The organism is Photorhabdus asymbiotica (assembly GCF_003634575.1).
Taxonomy (GTDB): domain Bacteria; phylum Pseudomonadota; class Gammaproteobacteria; order Enterobacterales; family Enterobacteriaceae; genus Photorhabdus; species Photorhabdus asymbiotica.
Map to the genome: position 1 here is coordinate 1 of NZ_RBLJ01000001.1, position 19,669 is coordinate 19,669.

Below are 19,669 nucleotides of genomic sequence, written 5' to 3' on the forward strand. Positions count from 1 at the left end.
GGGCGTTGTGTTGCTGGCTGTCATAGCGCTGGCTGCCCTGCTCGCTGCTGAGTGTCAGATGGCGTTTTACCTCGGCGGTCATCTGTTCGCCGCTGACTTGTGCCCCTTTCAGGGTGGTATCCCGGCCACTGTTTAGCTCGACGGTCTGTCCCGCCTGTAACGTGGTGTTATTGTGGCTAACACCGTGACCGTTTTCACGGCCGTTACCCCGGCTGACATTGGCCGAGACGTTCAAACCGGTGCCCCCGGGTCCGGCAGTCAGGCCCACGCCCAGCGAGCTGCCGTGGCTGCGGCTCTTGCCGGTGGTCTGTTCGGTGTTCTGGCTGGACGAGAGCGCAATATCCCGGCTGGCATGCAGTTGCAGGTCTTGACCGGCCTGTAACTGGCTGCCCTGAATGCGGATATCGCCGTTCGGACCGGATGCCCCTTTATCGTCACCGTGCGCCGTTATCGTGAGGTTATCCCCGGCGGTCAGGTGGCTGCCCTGTTGGGTAGTCTGCTGGTGCTGCTGTTCTGAACGGGAAGACTGACGACCGTAGGACAGGCTCACTCCGGCCAGGGTGTTATTGCCTTTATCACTGCCCTGGGCTTCGGCCAGCCGGGCAGCCTGTGTCGCCTGTACCCCACTGAGGGCGGCCTGAGTGTGTTGCAGGGCTTTGAGGCGCGGGTCTTCGGTTTGCTGCGCGGCCCGGGCCGTCTGCACCGCACTGTTGAGGGCGCCGCCTGCCGTGCCACTCAGCGCCACCGTCAGGCCACTTTGTTTCTGTTCGGTTTTGGTCAGGGTAGTGTGATGGTTTGCCGCACTGGTGATATTCACGTTCTGGCCGGTCAGGGTGATGTCCTTGCTGGCCACCAGGTCACTGCCGTGAAGGTTGAGCTGGGTACCGGCATTGAGGGTGACATGGCCCTGGCTGCTGCCCACCGTGCTGCCTTTATTCCGCTGGCTGTCGCTGTCGGTGGTGACTTTCTGGCTGGCCTGGCCTAATGTGAAACCAATACCGCCCGTGCCCATCAAGCCCGATTTTTTCTCCTGCCGCAAATGGGTTTCACCGTGAGATTCTGCGGCGGTGGTGACGGTCAGCTGATGACCGGCGTTCAGGCGGACATCCTGCGTGCCCGCCACATTGCTGCCGCGGATATGCAGGTCTTTACCGGCCTGTAAAGTCACTTTATCGCCGCTGAAGGTGGTGCTCAGGGCTTGTCGGTCATGCACTTCGTCGTGGGTTTCCACTGACGACTTGGACAGCCAGCCTTTGCTGGTTTGCTTACTGTGCTCCACTAAGTCGGATGAGGCGGTACCGGTTGTCAATGTCAGGTTATTTCCGGCCTGCGCCGTCAATTGTTGACCGGCATTGACGTGGGCGGCGGTAGCGGTCAAATCCTGCCCGGCTTGCAGGGTCACCTCACCGGCACCGGTTATCTGGCTGCCGATATCCTGCTGTTGGCTCAGATGGCGATAGTTATCTTTCCCCCAGTCGCCCTGTTCTGTACGGTGCGTGCTTAGGGTATCCAGCGTCAGGTTATGGCCGGCGGTTATCTCGGTGCGACCGTCTTTACCGGCGTTCTTCACCTCACTGGCGGTTAATTGCACATTGTTGATGGCACTCAGCGACAGGGTGCCCTGGTCGTTCTGCACATAAATCCCCGCCGGACGGTCCCGCCAGCGGTTCGCGGCATCTCCGCGCAGGGTCGCAGCGCTGGTGATATCCCGACCGGCTTGCAGCACAACTTTATCCGCCCCCTGAATCTGGCCGCCCCGGTTGGTGATGTCCTGCCGGGCCGTCACATCCACTTTACCGCCGCGAATAAAGCCGCTGTTGGTCAGGTTGTTGGCCGTCAATTGGGTAACGTCACGCCCGCTAATCGTGCCGCTGTTGGTGATATCGCCCTGACTGTTAAGGGCCACGGTATTACCGGCCAGTAAAGCGCCGTCTCCGCTCAGGTCGCCGGGTCTCACCCGGGCGTAAACCTGGGGCACCGTCACCACCTGCGTGCTGCCGTCCGGCAGAGTCACCGTCTGGTTGGTCAGCCAGATAATGTCGGCGGTCAGCAGCGCCATCTGGGCCGGACTCAGGGCAATGCCGGGGGTGAGTTGTTGTTCCTTACCGAAAGCCACTCCGGCATCCATCAGCGCCTTAAACTGCGCTTCATCGTTATGGTAACCGGGCAGGTAGCGCTGGCCGGTCAGCTGGGTAATCTGCTCCCGCACCAGTCGCTGTTCATAGAACCCATCGCCCAGGCGTTTGTGCACCAGCGCCGGGTCGTGCGTTAACTGTTGCCGCATATAATCCGAGCCCAGCCACTGTTTATACTGGGTAAATTTCGGGTCGGTCTCGACCAGATAGTGGCTGTCACTGGCCGGTTGCACCGTATACAGGCTGTTATCCGGCAGGCGGGTATTGGGGGTCACGACACGTATCACCGGGTCGATGGGTTGCCCTTTCACCGTTTCTGGGGGCAAACTCAGTTCAAACGGTTGACCAGGTGGCAAGACCCGCGGCTGGTCGTTTATCCCGCTCACCGGTTTCACCGCCGTGGGAGCCGCGTGAATTTGGCCGGTCTGTCGGTCCGTAATCGTGATATCGGTGTTCTGTGGACGGGCATGGTCCTGCCAGGCCAGCGTTTTCAGGTCAATCGTTTCTACCACCGGCGCAGGGTTATAACCACTGCGACTTTTTCCCTGCGAAGTTTTGGTGCCGCCGATGCCGAGTTTGTTCCGTTTTTTCTTGGCGTACCAGTGGGTCTGGCTGCCGGTCTCGGTGGTGATACGTTCGCCCTGCGTGGCGAGATTGTGCAGTTCGCCAATCGTGCCCGTCAGCGCGCCACCGGCAATAATTTGGCTGTCGTGGTTGGTGACCTTTGCACTGTTAAGGGTGAGATGGCCGCCGGCCAGAATTTTACCCGGGTCGCTGTGTTTGACCTGCGTTTCCGTCACGGTACGGGTGTACTGATACTCATAGAAGTTATCGCTGCGGCTGCCGTCCGGCATCCGGGCGGTATGCACGCCGTATTTGTCCCGCTGGGCGGTGTCTACCTGCGACCAGTCATAGCGGGCAGTCTGGCCGCTAAGCGCCGCATCGTGATGCCGGGCGTGTTCGGTTTCGGCGACCTGAGTCACCAGCCCGGCGTTGGTGTTGTGGAGCTGGTTGGCGTCAATCGTCAGATTACCGCCGGCTTCGAGGGTGGCGGCGTGGTTAGTGAGTTCACGCGCCTGACCGGTGGCGGATAAGGTGTTATCCAGCTGGCCGCCGATATGCGTCTCGCCCACACTGTAAATTTGCGCATGATGCTGGTTGTTCAGGGTGTCAGTGCCGATAGCCAGCCGGTCACGGGCGGCAATCACCGCCGCGTTGCCGGCGTGCGCGGTGTTATTGAGCGTCCCCGTCTGGAGGGCGAGATGGTCCCCGTAAATCCGTCCGGTGCCGGTGTTGGTCAACGTGTGAGCCGTAAGATGGGTCAGGTTGCCGTCAATCAGTCCGGTATTGGTCAGCGTATCGTGGACCTTGATTTGCGTTTGTTCGGCGCTGATTTCACCGGTGGCGCTGTTAGTAAGATTTTGCGCCCCAAGATGCAGCGCCTGACCGGCTTTTATCGGGCGGTCATTGAGGAGATTGCCGGTGGTTTTCAGGGTCAGATTGCCATTGGCCGCCGTGTTGCCGGTATGGTGAAAATCCTCGGTTAAGGTCACCGCCATATCGCCCTGCGATAACAGTTGGCCGTCACCGCTGAGCGTATTAGCCTGAATATCGACCTGTTTCCCGGCAATCAAGGTGCCTTGTTGGTTGTTAATCCTCAGAGGCGGTTGCTGAGCCTCGCGGTTGATAGTGAGCTGTTTGCCTGCGGAGACCCGCCCCTGAGTATTATTCAAGGTCTGGCTGATATTCGCTTGCAGGTGGTCGGCTGCCCGTAAAGTGCCCTGACTGTTGTCCGCCTGTTGGGTGCTAACCGTTAGGTTTTGGGCTTCCAGTCCTTTATCCGTCTGCGCCGTGTCGCGATTAATCAGGTGAGCGGTGCTCAAGGTCAATTGCGCACCGCCACGAATCAAGCCGCCGGTGTTATCGGTTTGGGTTTTAACATTCAATACGGTGTCGCCCACCGCCTGCACCTGCCCATGACGATTGTCGAGCTGCTGGGTTTTCAGGTTGAACGTACCTGCCGACAACAATTTGCCGTCCCGGTTATCTGTCTGCGCCTGTCGGGTGTCAATAACCAACTGTCCGCCTTGCAGATGACCGTGGCGATTGTCCAGCGGGCCGCTGGTGACGGTGGTGATGCCATCGCCGAGAATACGGCCCTGCTGGTTATCCAGTCCCTGTCCATCGGTATCGAGATTCAGCGCATCGGCGGATTGTAAGGTGCCCTGACGGTTGGTCAGTTGCTGACTGTGAATGTCCAGTCCGCCATTGCCGGCTATCTGTCCCCGGGTATTGTTAAGCGCGGTGCTGCTCAGGGTAGTGTGGCCGTCTGCGGCGATGATCCCGCCGGAGTTATTGATATCGCCGGTATGCAGCGTTAAGTGTCCGCCGCTCAATAACTGGCCGCCTTTCTGGTCCGTCGTGGCGGTGTTGGCGAGCCAGTGACCGTGAGTTTTCACCGTCATGTCGCCCCCGGACTGTAATAGTCCGGCGGTGTTTTCCAGCTCACCACTGTGTAAGGTCAGGGTATCTTGCGCGATCACTTGTCCGGCGGTATTGGTGAAGCGGTGCCCGGTCGTCTGGCTGGTGATATGTTGCGCCAGTAATGTCCCCTGGGTGTTATCCAAAGCCTGACTGGTCGTAGTGAGTCGGGTTTTGGCTTCGATATGGCCGTGGGTGTTCTGAATCTGTTGCCCGATAGTCAGCGTGGCACTGCCCCCAGAGGCCGCCAGGGTTCCCCGGCGATTATCCAGTTGGGTCGCGGTGAGTTGGATATGTTTACCCGCTTCCAGTCGGCCATTCTGGTTATCCAGCGTGTCGTTAACCGTCAATGTCAACGAGCCGTTTTCAGCCGCAACAAACTGGCCCTGACGATTGTTTATCGCCGTGGCATTCAGATGCAGGTTTCCGTTACCGGCAATCTTGCCGCCCTGATTATTCAGCGTGTTGACCGTCAGGGCCAGGGTATCGGTGCCCGATTGTTGCATGACACTGGCCTGATGGTTCAGGGTGTCTGCGATTACCGTGATTTTATTCGCCGTGGTGACGGCGTGGTTCAGTTGTAAATCGTGAGCCTGAATATCCAGTGCGCCGTTGGTCAGCAGTTTGCCCTGATGGCCCAGCCAGTGTTGGGCTGTCAGGGACAGCTGACCGTTGCCGGCCAGTTGCACTTGCCCCTGAGTGTTGTCTGCGGTTTGCGCGGTCAGGTGGAAGTTATCCCCCTGATTGACGAGGTTGCCCTGACGGTTATCGAGCTGGTCGGTGGTGATCGTCAGCCGTGACCCGGCATTAAACAGGGTGCCACCCCGGTTATTCAGGGTCCGGGTGTGGAGGGTCAGTTCACCGGGACCGGTCTGGGTCATTTTGCCCTGATGATTGGATAAATCCGGTGTGGTGACGTGGATTTCCCGCGCCACCAGCTGACCGCCGTCATTGTTAAACTGGCCCGGTGTCTTTGCGGTAAAACGGTCCGCCGTCACGGTAGCATGGGCGGTGCTGATGCCCGGTTGACTGGCCGTCAGCTGAATGTCGCCCGCTACAGTTTGACTGCCGCTGAGGTCAATCTGTTGACCGTGAATATTCAGCGTATGGGTCGCCAGATTTTTCCCGCCAGCCTGAACCTGCTGGGCGGTCAGGGTCAGTGAGCCGGGGCGGGTGGTGTTCCCGTTATCATCCAGTCCGGCGGCCCAGATACTGTGGCGGTCACTCTGTATCGTCTGGGCGGTGGCGGTGATATCCCCCCGCGCCTCAATCCGGCCCCGGTTGTGCAGTGGGCCCCCAGCCTGCAAAGTGACCGTCGATTGCGACAGCAGTTTGCCCTGATTATCTATCCCGGCGGTACTGGTTAATTGCAGCGCATCCCGGCTGCTGATTGTGCCCCGGTTCTCAATCCGGCCATCGGCGGTGACGAAGACTTCCCCCGCGGGCACGCCGATATCGCCGGCATTCCGCACCCCGACACCGGCTTCGGTGCCTATCAGCAGAATCTTATGAGCATACATCCCGCCGAGTGCCGTACTGTCCAGCGCGAACAGTGGGTGGGCCTCATCTTCAGCGGCGGATTTTTTCGTGATGGTCTGGTGTGCGGCATCCACGCGATTGCGCCCGGTGGTCACTTTCAGGTTTTGGGCGTGTAATTTGGCGTTGAGGGCAACGGCGCGGGCAATGATGTCCGTGTAATTTTGCTGCCGGCTGTCCATCCCTTGCCCCTCAATACGCACTTCGCCCTGATTCACGTCAAAACCGGTCAGATGCCCCCGTTCCATCAGGGCTTCACCGGTGGTCAGGGTGGTGCGATGGGCATTGATAAAACCACAACCATTACAGGTAATCCCGGACGGATTGGCAATCACCACCTCAGCCTTGCGTCCGGCGACTTCAATCCAGCCATTGAGGTGGCTGGGGTCACGGCTGTTGACTTCATTGAGGATCACTTTGGCTTCCCCTTTAGCCAGCCAGGGGTTGCCGGCGACCATGCCGCCCAGTTGGGTCTCGGTCGCCTTTGCGCTGTTGTTGAGGATAACCCCGCGTTTATCGACATCAAACTGGCGGTAAGTATTGTGGGACACGCCGGCAGCGCTGGGGGTCTGGATATTCACCTGCGGCGTGCCGTTGGCACTGGGGATAATCGTCGGCTGTTGCTGGCCCGGTGCCTGTCCATCGGCCACAATCGCCGCCTGGGCGGTGAGTGAAATCCCGCCCAGGGCCAGCAATAAACCGAACTGGAACGCGGTAAGGCGACACAACCGTTGAGCCGATGGCCGACCGCGACGGCGCGCGGTGCTGCCTTGCCCGGCCCGGGCAATCTCCGCCACCACCATCAGCCTATTTCGGGATCGGTTAAAGATAAGACGATATAACTGTTTGTTCATGGGGGGTCTCCACGCACAGACTACACACGGGCAGCCGGGTTATTTGAATGAATACGGCCAGTACCGAATGGCGGGACCCGGGCAAGGGGAAAGCCGTGTGCTGCCGTCGGAAAGGCGGCGGGCGAGGTTTTTTCCAGTACAGACAGGCGAACTGCTTCAGGCGATGGAGCTAATTGGGCCTCCAGTGCTTGCTGACGCGCCTGTTGATGAATACGTTGTTGATCTGAGAGGTCAGCGGCCTGACTGCCTGAAGCCGTGCTATAAAAAACCGCTAATACCAAAATACTGCTTTTCATTGCTTTTCTATTCCACAATTACGAAGCGGTATTAACCATAAATTTAACTTAGCGATCAATGTTTGAGGTTTATTGTCACGCAGGTAACTAAAAGCAGGGATGGGGTTAAGATAGCAGCAAAAACAAGGGGTTGTATTTTAATCAAAAAATAGATCCAGGTTATTATTGTGTTACAAATCATATAAAAAATACATTAATATTAGTTATTTAATAATCAATAGTAATAATTTCAAATTAATTTCATTTTTTTGTTTTATTTTGTGATATTAATCACAAAAATAGATCTCATTACCGGAAAAAGTTACTTGCAATAAAGAGGATTTTCGTCATTACCTGAACAGGTAAAACTATTTACCCTTGTCCGATAATACTGAGGCTAAATCGCGTCAATTGAGTTATATCCTTCATCCTTCAAATTGCTGCTTTGTTGGCTGCTTTCACTTACCCCAGTCACAGAGTTATCTATGCTCCTAGGGATGCGTTCACTTGCTGCCGCGCCGCAACTTGAAATCTATTGGGTATAGCTTTTTCACGGCAGGGGCCAGAAAATAATTGGCAAAATATTTATCTTGACCATTTTACTATATTATCCTCCTGCTTTTATCTTCTTATTTTTTTATATGGAAATATTTATAATTTTTTATTATCCGCGGATCATAATAAATCCAGGAAATATTTCCATAAAAATGACAGTAGAAAGTCAGGGTCATGAATAGTTATCAAATATTGACCTGATTATTTTTTGCCTATTATATAAAAATAATTAACCCTGTAAGTTATAAAAACAATCCATTATTATTTTTATGAACTAGACTATGACTGACCCCAATTGGGAGTAATTATCTGTATAATAATTTAATATGTTGATTATAGAAGGGCATTATTTAATTTAAGAGGGGTATATGAGCCAAAAGAATGATTTCAAGGCATTTTCTATTAAGAATGGTGCTAATGTGGTGAGTCAATATTCTTATGAAAATAGTCCTGAGTTACAGACTGGATTGACACCCAATAGTCCTGTTGATATTCACTTGTTAAATAAGGCGCTGCGTCAATCGTCAGTTATATCATCTGTGGTAGCTGATTTTATCGCGACACAATCTGGCGATGATATTTTGGATGATGGTGATATAGCTAAACTCACTGTTCAATTAAATAGAGCCTTAAAACAAAAAGTTACGGCAGAAATTCCCAGTGCCTCATTGATACAAAAAGGTGTTGTTCAGCTGACTAATGAGATGGGTAATAATGACACATTGGCAGTAACACAAAAGTTAGTTCAGGAAATAGTCAATTCATTGCGTGAAAATATTAATGGCAAGGTACCCAATAGCCGGAGAATAAATGGTAAAGCGTTGACTGAAGATATTAATCTGAATGCGAGTGATGTGGGAGCATATACTCGTACAGAAGTATATACTCGAGCGGAAGTAGATAAGTTGATAAAAACAACCAGTGAAATTCCTGTTGGCTCTCCTATTCCCTGGCCGTTGTCCCATCCACCTTTTGGTTATGTCACTTGTAATGGCTCCGCTTTTAGTAGATCACAATATCCAAAGTTAGCGGAAGCTTATCCTAGTGGTAGGTTACCCGATTTAAGAGGTGAGTTTATCCGTGGTTGGGATGATGGTCGTGGAATAGATAGTGGTAGAGCACTTCTGACAAACCAGAGTGATGCAATTAGAAATATAACCGGAGGATTCTCAGCCCGAAGAATGCAGGGTCATTTAAACATATTCAGGTCAACTGGCTGTTTTGGTTGGAAATTTGATGAGTCATATGTTATAGGCACAAGCCAGATGTCGAGTGTTAATTATGGAACAGATGATATAACTTTTGACGCATCACGCGTTGTCCCAACAGCAAATGAAAATCGTCCTCGCAATATCGCATTTAACTACATCGTAAAGGCAGCATAATAATGACACAAGAAAATATCTTAGATACTGAAATCGCAATATTAGGTGAAGACGGCTTAGCAATTAAGGCTGGCTGGATAAAGGTTTATCATGTTAATCCTTATTCGAGAGAATTCGCCGGAACTAATGTTGAATATGTGGCGGAAGGTGTAGGTGTATCCGCGCATTCTTATCCTGATGCTCCAAATCTTCCTGATACCGATAATATGGTTGTACGTCGCAGTGCGGACGAAAGTCATTGGGAAATTGTCCCTGATCATCGGGGGAAAATAGCTTATAGCACACAAACAGGTGAACAACAGGAAGTTATTGAACTGGGTGAATTACCAGAAATATTGACATTCGAGCAACCGGTTACTGATTTTGATAAATGGGATGGTGAAAACTGGGTAACAGATATTGAAGCGCAACAAGCCAGTCAAATTAAACAGGCAGAACAACAACGTGCCACTTTTCATCAACATGCCAGTGACGCTATAACCGTGCTGCAATATGCAGTTGAAACTGAAATGGCATCAGAGGCTGAAAAAACGTTATTGCTGGATTGGAAAAAGTACATGGTGTTATTAAGTCGAGTTGATATTTCATTGGCACCAGATATTACTTGGCCTGAAAAACCACAATAATAATAGCGTTACCGTTTTTAAATATTGATATACCCGTTATCTTTCAAGTTGCCTCTTTGTTGGCTGCACTCACTCACCCCGGTCACAGAGTTATCTATGCTCCCGGGGATTCGCTCCCTTGCCGTCGCGATGCATCTTGAAATCCATAAGGTATAAGGTATAAAAAGGCTAGCTTTTTTAATCATAATTTTGACTTAGTAAAAGCTCGTCTAAAAACGAGCTTATCACTATGTTATTAATAATGGGTATAAATTCTGGGGAATTATGTTTAATAATTTAATATGTTGATTATAACATAATATTATTTAATTTAAGAGGGATATATGAGTCAAAAAAATGATTTCAAAGCTTTTTCTATTAGTAATAATGCTAATGTGGTGAGTCAAGAAAAATATGAAGAAAGTCAGGGGGTAAAGACGGGGTTTCCACCAGAGAATATCCCTATTCATGTATTAAATAAGGTGTTACGTCAATCGTCAACTATAGCCTCTGTAGTGGCTAATTTTATTGCGGCCCAATCTGATGATGATGTTCTGGACGATGGTAATATAGCTAAACTGACCGATCAATTAAATCTATCTTTAGAACAAAAAATCACAACAGTAATTTCCAATGCCTCATTAACACAAAAAGGCGTTGTTCAGCTGACCAATGAGATGGGTAATAATGACACATTGGCAGTGACACAAAAGTTAGTTCAGGAAATAGTCAATTCATTGCGTGAAAATATTAATGGCAAAGTACCCAATAGCTGGAGAATAAATGGTAAGGCGTTGACTGAGGATATTAATCTGAATGCGAGTGATGTAGGAGCATATACTCGGGCGGAAGTAGATAGATTGATAAAAAAAACCAGTGAAATTCCTGTTGGCTCTCCTATTCCCTGGCCATTGCCTCATCCACCTTTTGGTTATGTCACTTGTAATGGTTCTGCCTTTAATAGATCACAGTACCCAAAGTTAGCGGAAGCTTATCCTAACGGAAGATTACCCGATTTAAGGGGCGAGTTTATACGGGGATGGGATGATGGGCGCGGAGCTGATAATGGGCGGAAATTATTATCCTGGCAAGAAGGTTCCGCATTGTCGGAATATCTTGGAAGCTTCACAACTGGAGTAGCACAAAATATACATCAGAGGGATGGAGTTACATATCACGATAAAGATCATAAAAGATATAAAATACCATCATTAGAAATCATTGGTACTGGAGTTGATTATTTCCGGTTCAGGCCACGCAATATCGCATTTAACTACATCGTAAAGGCAGAATAATAATGACACAAGAAAATATCTTAGATACTGAAACCGCAATATTAGGTGAAGACGGCTTAGCAATTAAAGCTGGCTGGATAAAGGTTTATCATGTTAATCCTTATTCGAGAGAATTCGCCGGAACTAATGTTGAATATGTGGCGGAAGGTGTAGGTGTATCCGCGCATTCTTATCCTGATGCTCCAAATCTTCCTGATACCGATAATATGGTTGTACGTCGCAGTGCGGACGAAAGTCATTGGGAAATTGTCCCTGATCATCGGGGGAAAATAGCTTATAGCACACAAACAGGTGAACAACAGGAAGTTATTGAACTGGGTGAATTACCAGAAATATTGACATTCGAGCAACCGGTTACTGATTTTGATAAATGGGATGGTGAAAACTGGGTAACAGATATTGAAGCGCAACAAGCCAGTCAAATTAAACAGGCAGAACAACAACGTGCCACTTTTCATCAACAAGCCAGTGACGCTATAACCGTGCTGCAATATGCAGTTGAAACTGAAATGGCATCAGAGGTTGAAAAAGCGTTATTACTGGATTGGAAAAAGTATTTAGTATTATTAAGTCGGATTGATATTTCATTGGCACCAGATATTACTTGGCCTGAAAAACCGCAATAATAATAGCGTTAAAATTTTACCGTATTTAAATATTGGTAAAAGGTTTTTTTAACCGTCGTTTTTATTTAATAGAAGCTCGTTTTTAAACGAGCTTATCGCTGTGTTTATTATATAGCAATAGGGGGGATATATGAGTAAAAAAAATGAGTTTAAAGCCTTTTCTATTAAGAATGGTGCTAATGTAGTGAGTCAAGATAGATATGAAGCAAGTCTGGACTTACAAACGGGGTTTCCACCCAATGATGTTCCAACACATTTGTTAAATAAGGTATTACGTCAATCATCAACAATAGCTGCTGTGGTGGCTAATTTTATTGTGACCCAATCTGGCGATGATGTTTTGGATAATGGTGATATAGCTAAACTCACCGCCCAATTAAATCTGGCGTTAAAACAAAAAATCACGGCAGAAATTCCTGATGCTTCATTAAAGCAAAAAGGTGTTGTTCAACTTACAAATGTGATTGGCAATAGTGACACATTGGCAGTGACACAAAAATTAGTGCAGGAAATCATTAATTCATTACGTGAAAATATTAATAGTAAAGTACCCAATAGCCGGAAAATAAATGGTAAGGCATTGACCGGTGACGTTAGTCTGAATGCGGGGGATGTGGGGGCTGCATCAATTAATGATGCAATGCGTTTTACTAATTTGAATGGATGGGAAAATATATATAACGGTTATTCTTGGGTTGCCCCTAATACGCCTTTCGTCACTCGATATGGGTTGCCAAATGTATATGGGGTCCAGTTAAGATTCAGTAATGTGAATGGTGCCTCAAGCGAAGGCATTGATGGAGTATGGAGCCATAGGCTCGTTTTCATGCATGAAGGCGATACATATCGTACAGATAGAATAAACGCCGATAGCAAAAGACAGTATACACGCAGGTTTTGGGATGACAGAAATGCTAAACCGGATACTAATGGATACCTTAAACGAGCCTCTCCGGTAGTAGAAATTTATCCTGATGGCACATTCTCAACTAATGAAGAATCAGAGGGTGTGGAAGTTAAAAAACAGGGGATCGGCATATATCATCTATCAAATATTTTGGGTTATAACGCTGATGGTGGTTGGGGGATACATGGTGGTATTTCTGTTCCCCATGACAACAATAATCTCGAATTGATTTTTGTTAAAGATCAGGTTCAGCCTGATGGTTCTATTATTATTAAAACTTTCCACCGTCAACATGCACATTTACCTGAAATGTTTCAGAACTGGCAACTCAAATCTGTTGATGACAATGGTAACGAGATATTCTACCAAGATGGAGAACCCTGTGATATTCCCGAATCTTGCCGCTTAGATATTCGTGTCCAAATGCCAGAAGATTCGCTGTGGAACTTGAGACAAAAGGAGTTACAGGAAGAATATAAATAACGTGCACCGCTGATCACAATTCATAATTTGTAGTAATACGGGGCCTAATATGGCCCTGTATCTTATTTTTTACGCAATTACCCGGCTATTTGCAATAAGTATTTATCTATTAATCCAGATACAATTTCCAGTAAAAATTCATCAGGCCGTGACATCTCAATTAATCATATTTAGGTAGTTAATCGATTTGTCTTTATTAAAAGCCTTGAATATGAATCAAGTATTTTATTTCAACGTTAGGAAATCCGTAATTAAATAAAATCCTAATTCCATATATATTTCTATTTTTCTGACAAATCAGATTTCCATTATTAAAAATAGTTAATCGAGAAATAAGACAAGTACGAAAATTCATTTTAATAATAATATTTAATGTTTATTTTAATTATTAAATACAATGAGTTATATAATTTCATGGAATTCAATGTATGATATTTAACCCTAGTGAGGTTGCATTAAAACAATATACGTGAGAATTTATTTACCAGCCGACACACGGTGGGTTTTAAATATCATTGAATGTGCCACAGCATATTAAGTTGCTATAAATGGACGTTAATTGATCTCTTCGTCCATCTCATCTTGTTCGGTTATTTAATCAGGTTTGGTGCGGTTTAACGTAAGTAAGTTTGCACTTCCTGTCATATATAAAGGTAAAAAGGTGCCATGAATACTCAACGTAAGCTTGATAAAGTAAGGCCGCCCCGTGTTCAGATTACTTATGATGTCGAATTAGGTGGTGCGGTTGAGAAAAAAGAATTGCCTTTGGTTATTGGTGTGATTGGGCAATTTGCTGAGCAATCAATTCCTATGCGTGAACGTCGTTTTATGCATGTTGATAAAGATAATTTTAATGCTGTTATGGAAGGTTTATCACCTTCTTTGGAATTACAGGTTGAAAGTGCTCTGCCGGATCAGAGTGGATTTATTAATATCGATTTGCAATTTCAATCAATGGCTGATTTTTCCCCGGAGAATTTGGCGAAGCAGATTGAGCCACTTCGTAATTTATTGGAAATTCGCAGCAAATTAAGTGATTTGAAAGGTCGTGCATTGAGTAATGAAAAATTGCGTGACCGTCTGGCGGAAATTCTTGCTGAACATGCGGACAAATTACCGCCGGTAAACGAGGAAGCAGAAACCGTTGCAACAGAAAATACAACGGATGACGTTACCCCGGAAAATAACAATATTCCGGAAGATAACAATGCACAGTGAGGACAACATGGAACAGAGCGTTGTTGAACAGCAAGAATTGCAAGCAACGGAAGCCAGCGGCGATTTTCTTGATCAGATTATTGATAACACCCAGGCCATTCGTCGGGAAACGGATCGTGATCGGGTAAAAAGCCAACTCGACCAGTTTTTATCAGAAGTGACTGCTGGCTCATTAGTGGTTTCTGGTGATCTGGTAAACAGCATTGAGGAGCGTATTGCCGCGATTGACGCGTTGATGTCAGCTCAACTGAGTTTGGTACTGCATCATCCAGAATTCCAGCGTCTGGAATCTTCCTGGACGGGGCTTAAAGGGTTACTCGATCAGAGTGAAACGGATAACACCCAGATTCGCATGTTGAACGCGACAAAAACCGATTTAATTAAGGACTTTAAATCGGCTTCTGATTTCGATCAGTCAATGCTGTTTAAAAATATTTATGAACATGAGTACGGTACCTTTGGTGGTGAACCTTACTCGGCATTTGTGGGTGATTTTGATTTTGATAACAGCCCAGAAGATCTTTACTTACTGGAGCAGATTTCTCATGTGGCGGCTGCGGCACATGCACCGTTTATTAGTTCAGCCAATGCAGGCATGTTGGGGCTGAATGATTTTGGTGAATTACCGCGTCCGCGTGATTTGTCCAAACTGTTTGACACATCCGACTATTTGCGTTGGAAACGCTTCCGGGAATCTGATGACTCCCGTTATGTTGGTCTGACTTTGCCAAGAGTGATTGGTCGTTTGCCTTACGGAGCAAAAACGATTCCGATTGAACAGTTCTGTTTCGAAGAACAGATGAGAGAAGGGGATAGCAATAGTTATCTGTGGATTAATGCCGCTTATGCATTGGCTGGCCGTATGGTGGCTGCGTTTGAACAATATGGCTGGTGTGCTGCGATTCGTGGTGTAGAAGGTGGGGGATTGGTCGAGGCATTGCCAACTCATCATTACTCCTCTGTGTCCGGCGAAAAAATGCTGCAATGTCCAACTGAAGTGGCTATTTCTGATCGCCGTGAGAAAGAGTTGGCAGAATTAGGCTTTATTCCTCTGGTTTATTATAAAGGGACTGACTACGCCGCATTTTTCTCTGTGCAGTCACCTAATAAACCCAGGAAATATAATTCTGACCTGGCAAATGCCAATGCAAAATTATCAACACAATTGCAATATATTATGACGACTTCTCGCTTCGCACATTATTTGAAAATGATTGTGCGTGACAAAGTGGGTAGTTTTATGTCCCGCGGAGAATGCCAAACTTATCTGCAAAGTTGGATCAACCAATATATTGTTGGTTCTGATACTGTCGGCGCAGAAATTAAAGCCAGCCATCCGTTGCGGGAGGCAAGAGTTGATGTTGTTGAAGTTCCCGGTTCACCTGGAACATATCGCGCAGTGGCTTATTTAAGGCCGCATTTCCAATTAGAGGGATTAAGCATGTCTTTACGGTTGGTTGCTGATTTACCACCGTCCTCAGCTGCTTGATTGTTCATTTATTAATATTTGTCTTATTCATTACAACTAAACAACTAACTGGAGTAGTTAATTATGAGTTCTTCAATTTTTTTGCAAATTGATGGTATTAAAGGTGAAAGTACCGACAGCAAACATAAAGACTGGATTGAGCTGGAGCATGTGAATTTTGGCGCGTTCAACCACGCACGTATTGCAGACAGTGGTAAACGTAAGATTACCGTTGGTGCAGCGGATTTCCGTACGATCGACTGTGTGAAGGTGATGGACATCAGTTCTGTCAAATTGTTGTCAGCAGTGGCACAGGGGACTGCGATTAAGAAAGTGAAATTGGAAATCTGTACGATTTTCAAAGGGGAAATGCACCCTTACGCGGAGGTTGAAATGGATGAATGTATTATCTCTGATGTCCATGAAACTTGTTCACGTGGCGGTGAATTCCCACAAGAGCAGTTTTCCATTACCTATTCCAAAATTAAATGGACATTCACACCACTCAGTCCAGACGGCACCAAAGGCAACAAAGCAGGTCCAGAAGGCTGGGATCTTATCGAAAACAAGAAACAGTAATTTTTGTTGTTTACTGCCGGCCTTTGGCCGGCGGTTTTATCCGCAAAGAGATGACTTATGATTCAGCCTTCATTTCTCCATCGCTTGAAAGATGATTATCCACAAAATGAAGAACGTGGAGTAACGTTTATTTGGTCGCGTCAGGAAGTTGTGCAAAGCCTTATGTTCGATCTGAACATGTTATTTTCATCAAGACCGATTTCCGCAGTTTTACCTTTATTTGGTGAGTTACCGAAATCCGTTTTAAATTATGGCGTTTCTGATGTTATTAGTGTTGATATTTCGGATGATGAGCGTATTGATGCACTGAGTAATAATATTTACCAGGCTATTTCCTGGTTTGAACCACGCCTAAAAAATGTCGTTATTACATTACAGAAAAATACACCGGAGAATATTACTTTTTGGGTGAGTGGAATTTTTTTCAACGAACAGATTGTGTTTTCTATCTCATGGAGCAGTACTGCTTATACCTATTCAATTTCATGGGACAGATCATAATATGATGTTATTACCGCAAAAAATACTGACTTATTATAACCGGGAGCTGAGTTATTTAAGGCAATATGGTGCCGCTTTTTCTCAGCGTTTTCCTAAAATTGCCAAACGTCTTGGATTCGCGGAGGGCGTTTCAGAAGATCCCCATGTAGAACGGTTAGTAGAATCTTTTGCTTTTCTGACGGCCAAGATTCATCAGCGTATTGATGAAGATATGCCAGAGCTGAACAACGCCATGCTGGAAGTGTTGGCACCACAATTCTTACGCCAGGTTCCGTCAGTATCGTTGGTACAGTTTCAACAAGACCCGTTGGCATCGGGTGTGACTGGCGTGATGACGGTGGCACGACATACGCCGTTAATTTCTCAGCCGGTCGATGATGTGGCTTGCCGTTTCCGCACGGTATATCCGCTGGAAATGTTGCCACTGGATTTAACCCACACGGAACTGATGCCAGATCCTTATGATCGGGATTTTATTTTAACTCTGAATTTCACGTTGTGGCCGGGTGCCAGCTTTCGGGCGCGTCATATTCGGTTGTACTTACATGGTGCGCCGATACTGGCCCATAGCTTATATGAGCTGTTGTCGGCGCAGGTAAAACAACTGGAATGTCGGCTGGGTGAGCACGTATTCAACATGGATAACCGAGATATTCAGGTCGTGGGTTTCGATCCGCAAGATAACCTGTGCGCTGATGATCTGATGATAAATCCGACTCATCATCTGTTCCGCGATTATTTTAGTTTTCCTGAACGGTTCTTATTTCTGGACATTCCGTTACCTGATGCAGGTTTGATCACCAAATTAGCGGGAGATCTGCATTATCGTTTCCGGCTTAAGGATTGTGCTGCGTTGCGTCGTATTGAGCGAATGAGCGATAAAGTTGATAGTGAAACTTTTCGGCTAAATTGTGTCCCGGTAGTGAATCTATTTTCTCATCAGGCAGAGCCGATTATTCCGTTAGAAACTGAGCACGAATACCTAGTGCAACCGGATGCGCGTCGTCCACAAAGTATGGAAGTCTATACTATCGATAGAGTTGAGATTGTTAGCCGTCAGCAAGAGCAATTGAGTTCTAGATCTGTACCGCCATTATTCGGTATTGAACATACACAAGATGGCGAGCAACCTCTGTTGCTCTGGCAAGCATCACCACGCCCTTCACTCAGGCATAACGAAACGGGAATGAATATGTTTATCGGTTTTTCCGATAGCAGTGGTGAGCAATTAAAGCCAGAAACCGATGTGGTGGTATTGAGTTTAACCTGTACTAATCGTGATATGCCGCGGCTGTTGAGCAATGGTCATCCCGATGGGGATTTTGAATCAGAGGTTGCTTTACCGGGCGTAAAAATTCTGGGACTGATCCGTCCCCGGTTACCGGCGCGCCCACAACCGAATTGCGCATTGAACTGGCGTTTGGTGTCACAACTCAATCTGAACCAAATGTTACTGAGTGGCTCGCAAGGCGTTCAATGCCTAAAAGAGACGCTAGAACTGTACAACTTGCATGGTGATCCGGCCATATCGCGGTTAATTGCCCAACTACAACAGGTTGCCATTGTGCCTGTGAGTGCACGTCTGAATCCTGCTGATCCTTATTCTCTGGCGCGTGGATTGGAAGTGACGTTGACATTCCAGACACAGGCGGGTGAGTTTGTCGATTTTTATCTTTTTTGCAGCCTACTGGAACGTTTTATCGCTATGTATGCGCCGATTAACAGTTTCACGCAGACAGTGACTCAATTGGAATCGGTTAATAATAGTATGCGTCGTTGGCCACGTCGTAGCGGGAGGCTGACATGGCTTTAGAAAATAGAATACGTCTGGCTGGGGGGCGCTTTTATCAGAATGTTCGTCGTCTGCTTAAACGCTGTCACTATCGGCGAAGTAGTGAGGCAGCAGTTATTCCTGATGATGTGGTGCAATTTAGTTCGGTCCTCACACTGGATGCGCCGGAAAGTGAAGTGGACGCTTTGTTGCCACCGCAACAAGAGGGTGAGCAGTATCGCATGGCGGTATATCACTTTGGTTTGTTGGGAACATTTGGTGCACTGCCGTTGCGCTATACCGAATGGCTGATTGATCGGCGTTATCGTTATGGCGATGAATCAGCTCAAGCGTTTATTGATATTTTTACCCATCGTCTGCTCAGTCTGCGTTTTCAGGCATGGCAGAAATACCGGTTATTTGTTAATGCTGAATTGCAAAGCCGTCGGGCGTTACCTGCGGTCATTCCGGCAGTGGCTGGGCAATTTACGACGAATGAACCACAGCATATTCGTCCTGCCTGCGTTGGCTTGTTGGCAACATCTGTTCGTTCAATGATGAACTTGCAACATCTGTTGCAGCGGGAATTCAACATGCCAGTCAGTATTCAGCCGTTTAGGGGACGTTGGCAATATGCAGAGCAAATGCACTGTTGTTGTCTGGGCCGCAGTTTGCTGGGTGATAATCCGATGTTAGGTAGCGCTTATTGGGATATTCAGTCGGGATTTCATATTCAGTTAGGACCGTTTGCAGCCCAGCAGAGCGCCGATTTTATGCCAGGAAATGAACGATACCGCAGATTGACGCAGTGGGTGTGGCAATTTGCCGGTCCGTTGCTCTCTTTCTCGTTGGAATTGCTAGTAAAGCACGATGGGCAGGGCAATATATTAAACGGCAGTCGTCGATTGGGATGGGATGGTTGTTTGGGGAATACCGGCGATACCCATATTCAACGTGTGTATCTGGGAGAATGTGTGGGTCCTTATACGGTTTGA

14 protein-coding genes are annotated in these 19,669 nt (G+C 47.5%); 11 read left to right on the top strand and 3 right to left on the bottom strand.

Annotation, left to right across the window (positions count from 1 at the left end; genetic code table 11):
• Both BDD30_RS00005 and BDD30_RS00010 read right to left on the bottom strand, forming a co-directional pair.
• A partial coding sequence (locus tag BDD30_RS00005; RefSeq protein WP_121302515.1) for a two-partner secretion domain-containing protein occupies positions 1 to 7,006 on the bottom strand: 7,006 nt, incomplete at its 3' end.
• A 20-nt stretch (positions 7,007 to 7,026) separates the two neighbouring features.
• A complete protein-coding gene (locus BDD30_RS00010) occupies positions 7,027 to 7,302 on the bottom strand; it encodes a hypothetical protein (protein ID WP_041381875.1) in 276 nt (91 codons plus the stop codon).
• Positions 7,303 to 8,204: 902 nt separating this feature from the next.
• Between BDD30_RS00010 and BDD30_RS00015 the strand changes: the two genes are divergently transcribed.
• Both BDD30_RS00015 and BDD30_RS00020 read left to right on the top strand, forming a co-directional pair.
• Positions 8,205 to 9,221, top strand: a complete 1,017-nt coding sequence (locus tag BDD30_RS00015; protein ID WP_015834423.1) for a phage tail protein — start codon at positions 8,205 to 8,207, stop codon at positions 9,219 to 9,221.
• 2 nt (positions 9,222 to 9,223) lie between these two features.
• Positions 9,224 to 9,847, top strand: a complete 624-nt coding sequence (locus BDD30_RS00020) for a tail fiber assembly protein (protein WP_015834422.1) — start codon at positions 9,224 to 9,226, stop codon at positions 9,845 to 9,847.
• 17 nt (positions 9,848 to 9,864) lie between these two features.
• Here the strand turns inward: BDD30_RS00020 and BDD30_RS23315 are convergent, their stop codons facing one another.
• Positions 9,865 to 10,032 (bottom strand): hypothetical protein, encoded by a 168-nt coding sequence (locus tag BDD30_RS23315; RefSeq protein ID WP_170152928.1) that lies wholly within the window; start codon positions 10,030 to 10,032, stop codon positions 9,865 to 9,867.
• A gap of 138 nt (positions 10,033 to 10,170) precedes the next feature.
• On the opposite strand from BDD30_RS23315, the gene BDD30_RS00025 reads away from it, so the two are divergent.
• From BDD30_RS00025 to tssG, 9 genes are all read left to right on the top strand, one after another.
• Positions 10,171 to 11,121: a tail fiber protein gene (locus tag BDD30_RS00025; protein WP_015834421.1), complete on the top strand. Its 951-nt coding sequence runs from the start codon at positions 10,171 to 10,173 to the stop codon at positions 11,119 to 11,121.
• A 2-nt stretch (positions 11,122 to 11,123) separates the two neighbouring features.
• Positions 11,124 to 11,747, top strand: a complete 624-nt coding sequence (locus BDD30_RS00030) for a tail fiber assembly protein (protein WP_015834420.1) — start codon at positions 11,124 to 11,126, stop codon at positions 11,745 to 11,747.
• Positions 11,748 to 11,877: 130 nt separating this feature from the next.
• A complete protein-coding gene (locus BDD30_RS00035) occupies positions 11,878 to 13,137 on the top strand; it encodes a phage tail fiber protein (protein ID WP_015834419.1) in 1,260 nt (419 codons plus the stop codon).
• 666 nt (positions 13,138 to 13,803) lie between these two features.
• Entirely contained in the window at positions 13,804 to 14,355 is a 552-nt protein-coding gene (gene tssB / locus BDD30_RS00040; RefSeq protein ID WP_015834418.1) for a type VI secretion system contractile sheath small subunit, read from the top strand.
• A gap of 7 nt (positions 14,356 to 14,362) precedes the next feature.
• Positions 14,363 to 15,844 carry a type VI secretion system contractile sheath large subunit gene (gene tssC / locus BDD30_RS00045; RefSeq protein ID WP_015834417.1) on the top strand — a complete coding sequence of 494 codons (1,482 nt, stop codon included), beginning with the start codon at positions 14,363 to 14,365 and terminating at the stop codon, positions 15,842 to 15,844.
• 63 nt (positions 15,845 to 15,907) lie between these two features.
• Positions 15,908 to 16,402, top strand: a complete 495-nt coding sequence (locus BDD30_RS00050) for an Hcp family type VI secretion system effector (protein ID WP_015834416.1) — start codon at positions 15,908 to 15,910, stop codon at positions 16,400 to 16,402.
• 57 nt (positions 16,403 to 16,459) lie between these two features.
• Positions 16,460 to 16,903, top strand: a complete 444-nt coding sequence (tssE, locus tag BDD30_RS00055) for a type VI secretion system baseplate subunit TssE (RefSeq protein WP_015834415.1) — start codon at positions 16,460 to 16,462, stop codon at positions 16,901 to 16,903.
• Between the two features lies 1 nt (position 16,904).
• The gene (gene tssF / locus BDD30_RS00060; RefSeq protein WP_015834414.1) at positions 16,905 to 18,716 is read left to right on the top strand and encodes a type VI secretion system baseplate subunit TssF; all 1,812 of its coding nucleotides are present in this window, start codon (positions 16,905 to 16,907) and stop codon (positions 18,714 to 18,716) included.
• Entirely contained in the window at positions 18,707 to 19,669 is a 963-nt protein-coding gene (tssG, locus tag BDD30_RS00065) for a type VI secretion system baseplate subunit TssG (RefSeq protein ID WP_015834413.1), read from the top strand. The genes tssF and tssG overlap by 10 nt, the downstream gene beginning before the upstream one ends.

Bases quoted from the DNA above. Each gene is read 5' to 3' on its own strand.
- tssE (WP_015834415.1), top strand. From the start codon at position 16,460: ATGATTCAGCCTTCATTTCTCCATCGCTTGAAAGATGATTATCCACAA.
- BDD30_RS23315 (WP_170152928.1), bottom strand. From the start codon at position 10,032: ATGATTAAAAAAGCTAGCCTTTTTATACCTTATACCTTATGGATTTCA.
- BDD30_RS00030 (WP_015834420.1), top strand. From the start codon at position 11,124: ATGACACAAGAAAATATCTTAGATACTGAAACCGCAATATTAGGTGAA.
- BDD30_RS00015 (WP_015834423.1), top strand. From the start codon at position 8,205: ATGAGCCAAAAGAATGATTTCAAGGCATTTTCTATTAAGAATGGTGCT.
- BDD30_RS00050 (WP_015834416.1), top strand. From the start codon at position 15,908: ATGAGTTCTTCAATTTTTTTGCAAATTGATGGTATTAAAGGTGAAAGT.
- tssG (WP_015834413.1), top strand. From the start codon at position 18,707: ATGGCTTTAGAAAATAGAATACGTCTGGCTGGGGGGCGCTTTTATCAG.
- tssF (WP_015834414.1), top strand. From the start codon at position 16,905: ATGATGTTATTACCGCAAAAAATACTGACTTATTATAACCGGGAGCTG.
- BDD30_RS00020 (WP_015834422.1), top strand. From the start codon at position 9,224: ATGACACAAGAAAATATCTTAGATACTGAAATCGCAATATTAGGTGAA.
- tssC (WP_015834417.1), top strand. From the start codon at position 14,363: ATGGAACAGAGCGTTGTTGAACAGCAAGAATTGCAAGCAACGGAAGCC.
- BDD30_RS00035 (WP_015834419.1), top strand. From the start codon at position 11,878: ATGAGTAAAAAAAATGAGTTTAAAGCCTTTTCTATTAAGAATGGTGCT.
- BDD30_RS00025 (WP_015834421.1), top strand. From the start codon at position 10,171: ATGAGTCAAAAAAATGATTTCAAAGCTTTTTCTATTAGTAATAATGCT.
- tssB (WP_015834418.1), top strand. From the start codon at position 13,804: ATGAATACTCAACGTAAGCTTGATAAAGTAAGGCCGCCCCGTGTTCAG.
- BDD30_RS00010 (WP_041381875.1), bottom strand. From the start codon at position 7,302: ATGAAAAGCAGTATTTTGGTATTAGCGGTTTTTTATAGCACGGCTTCA.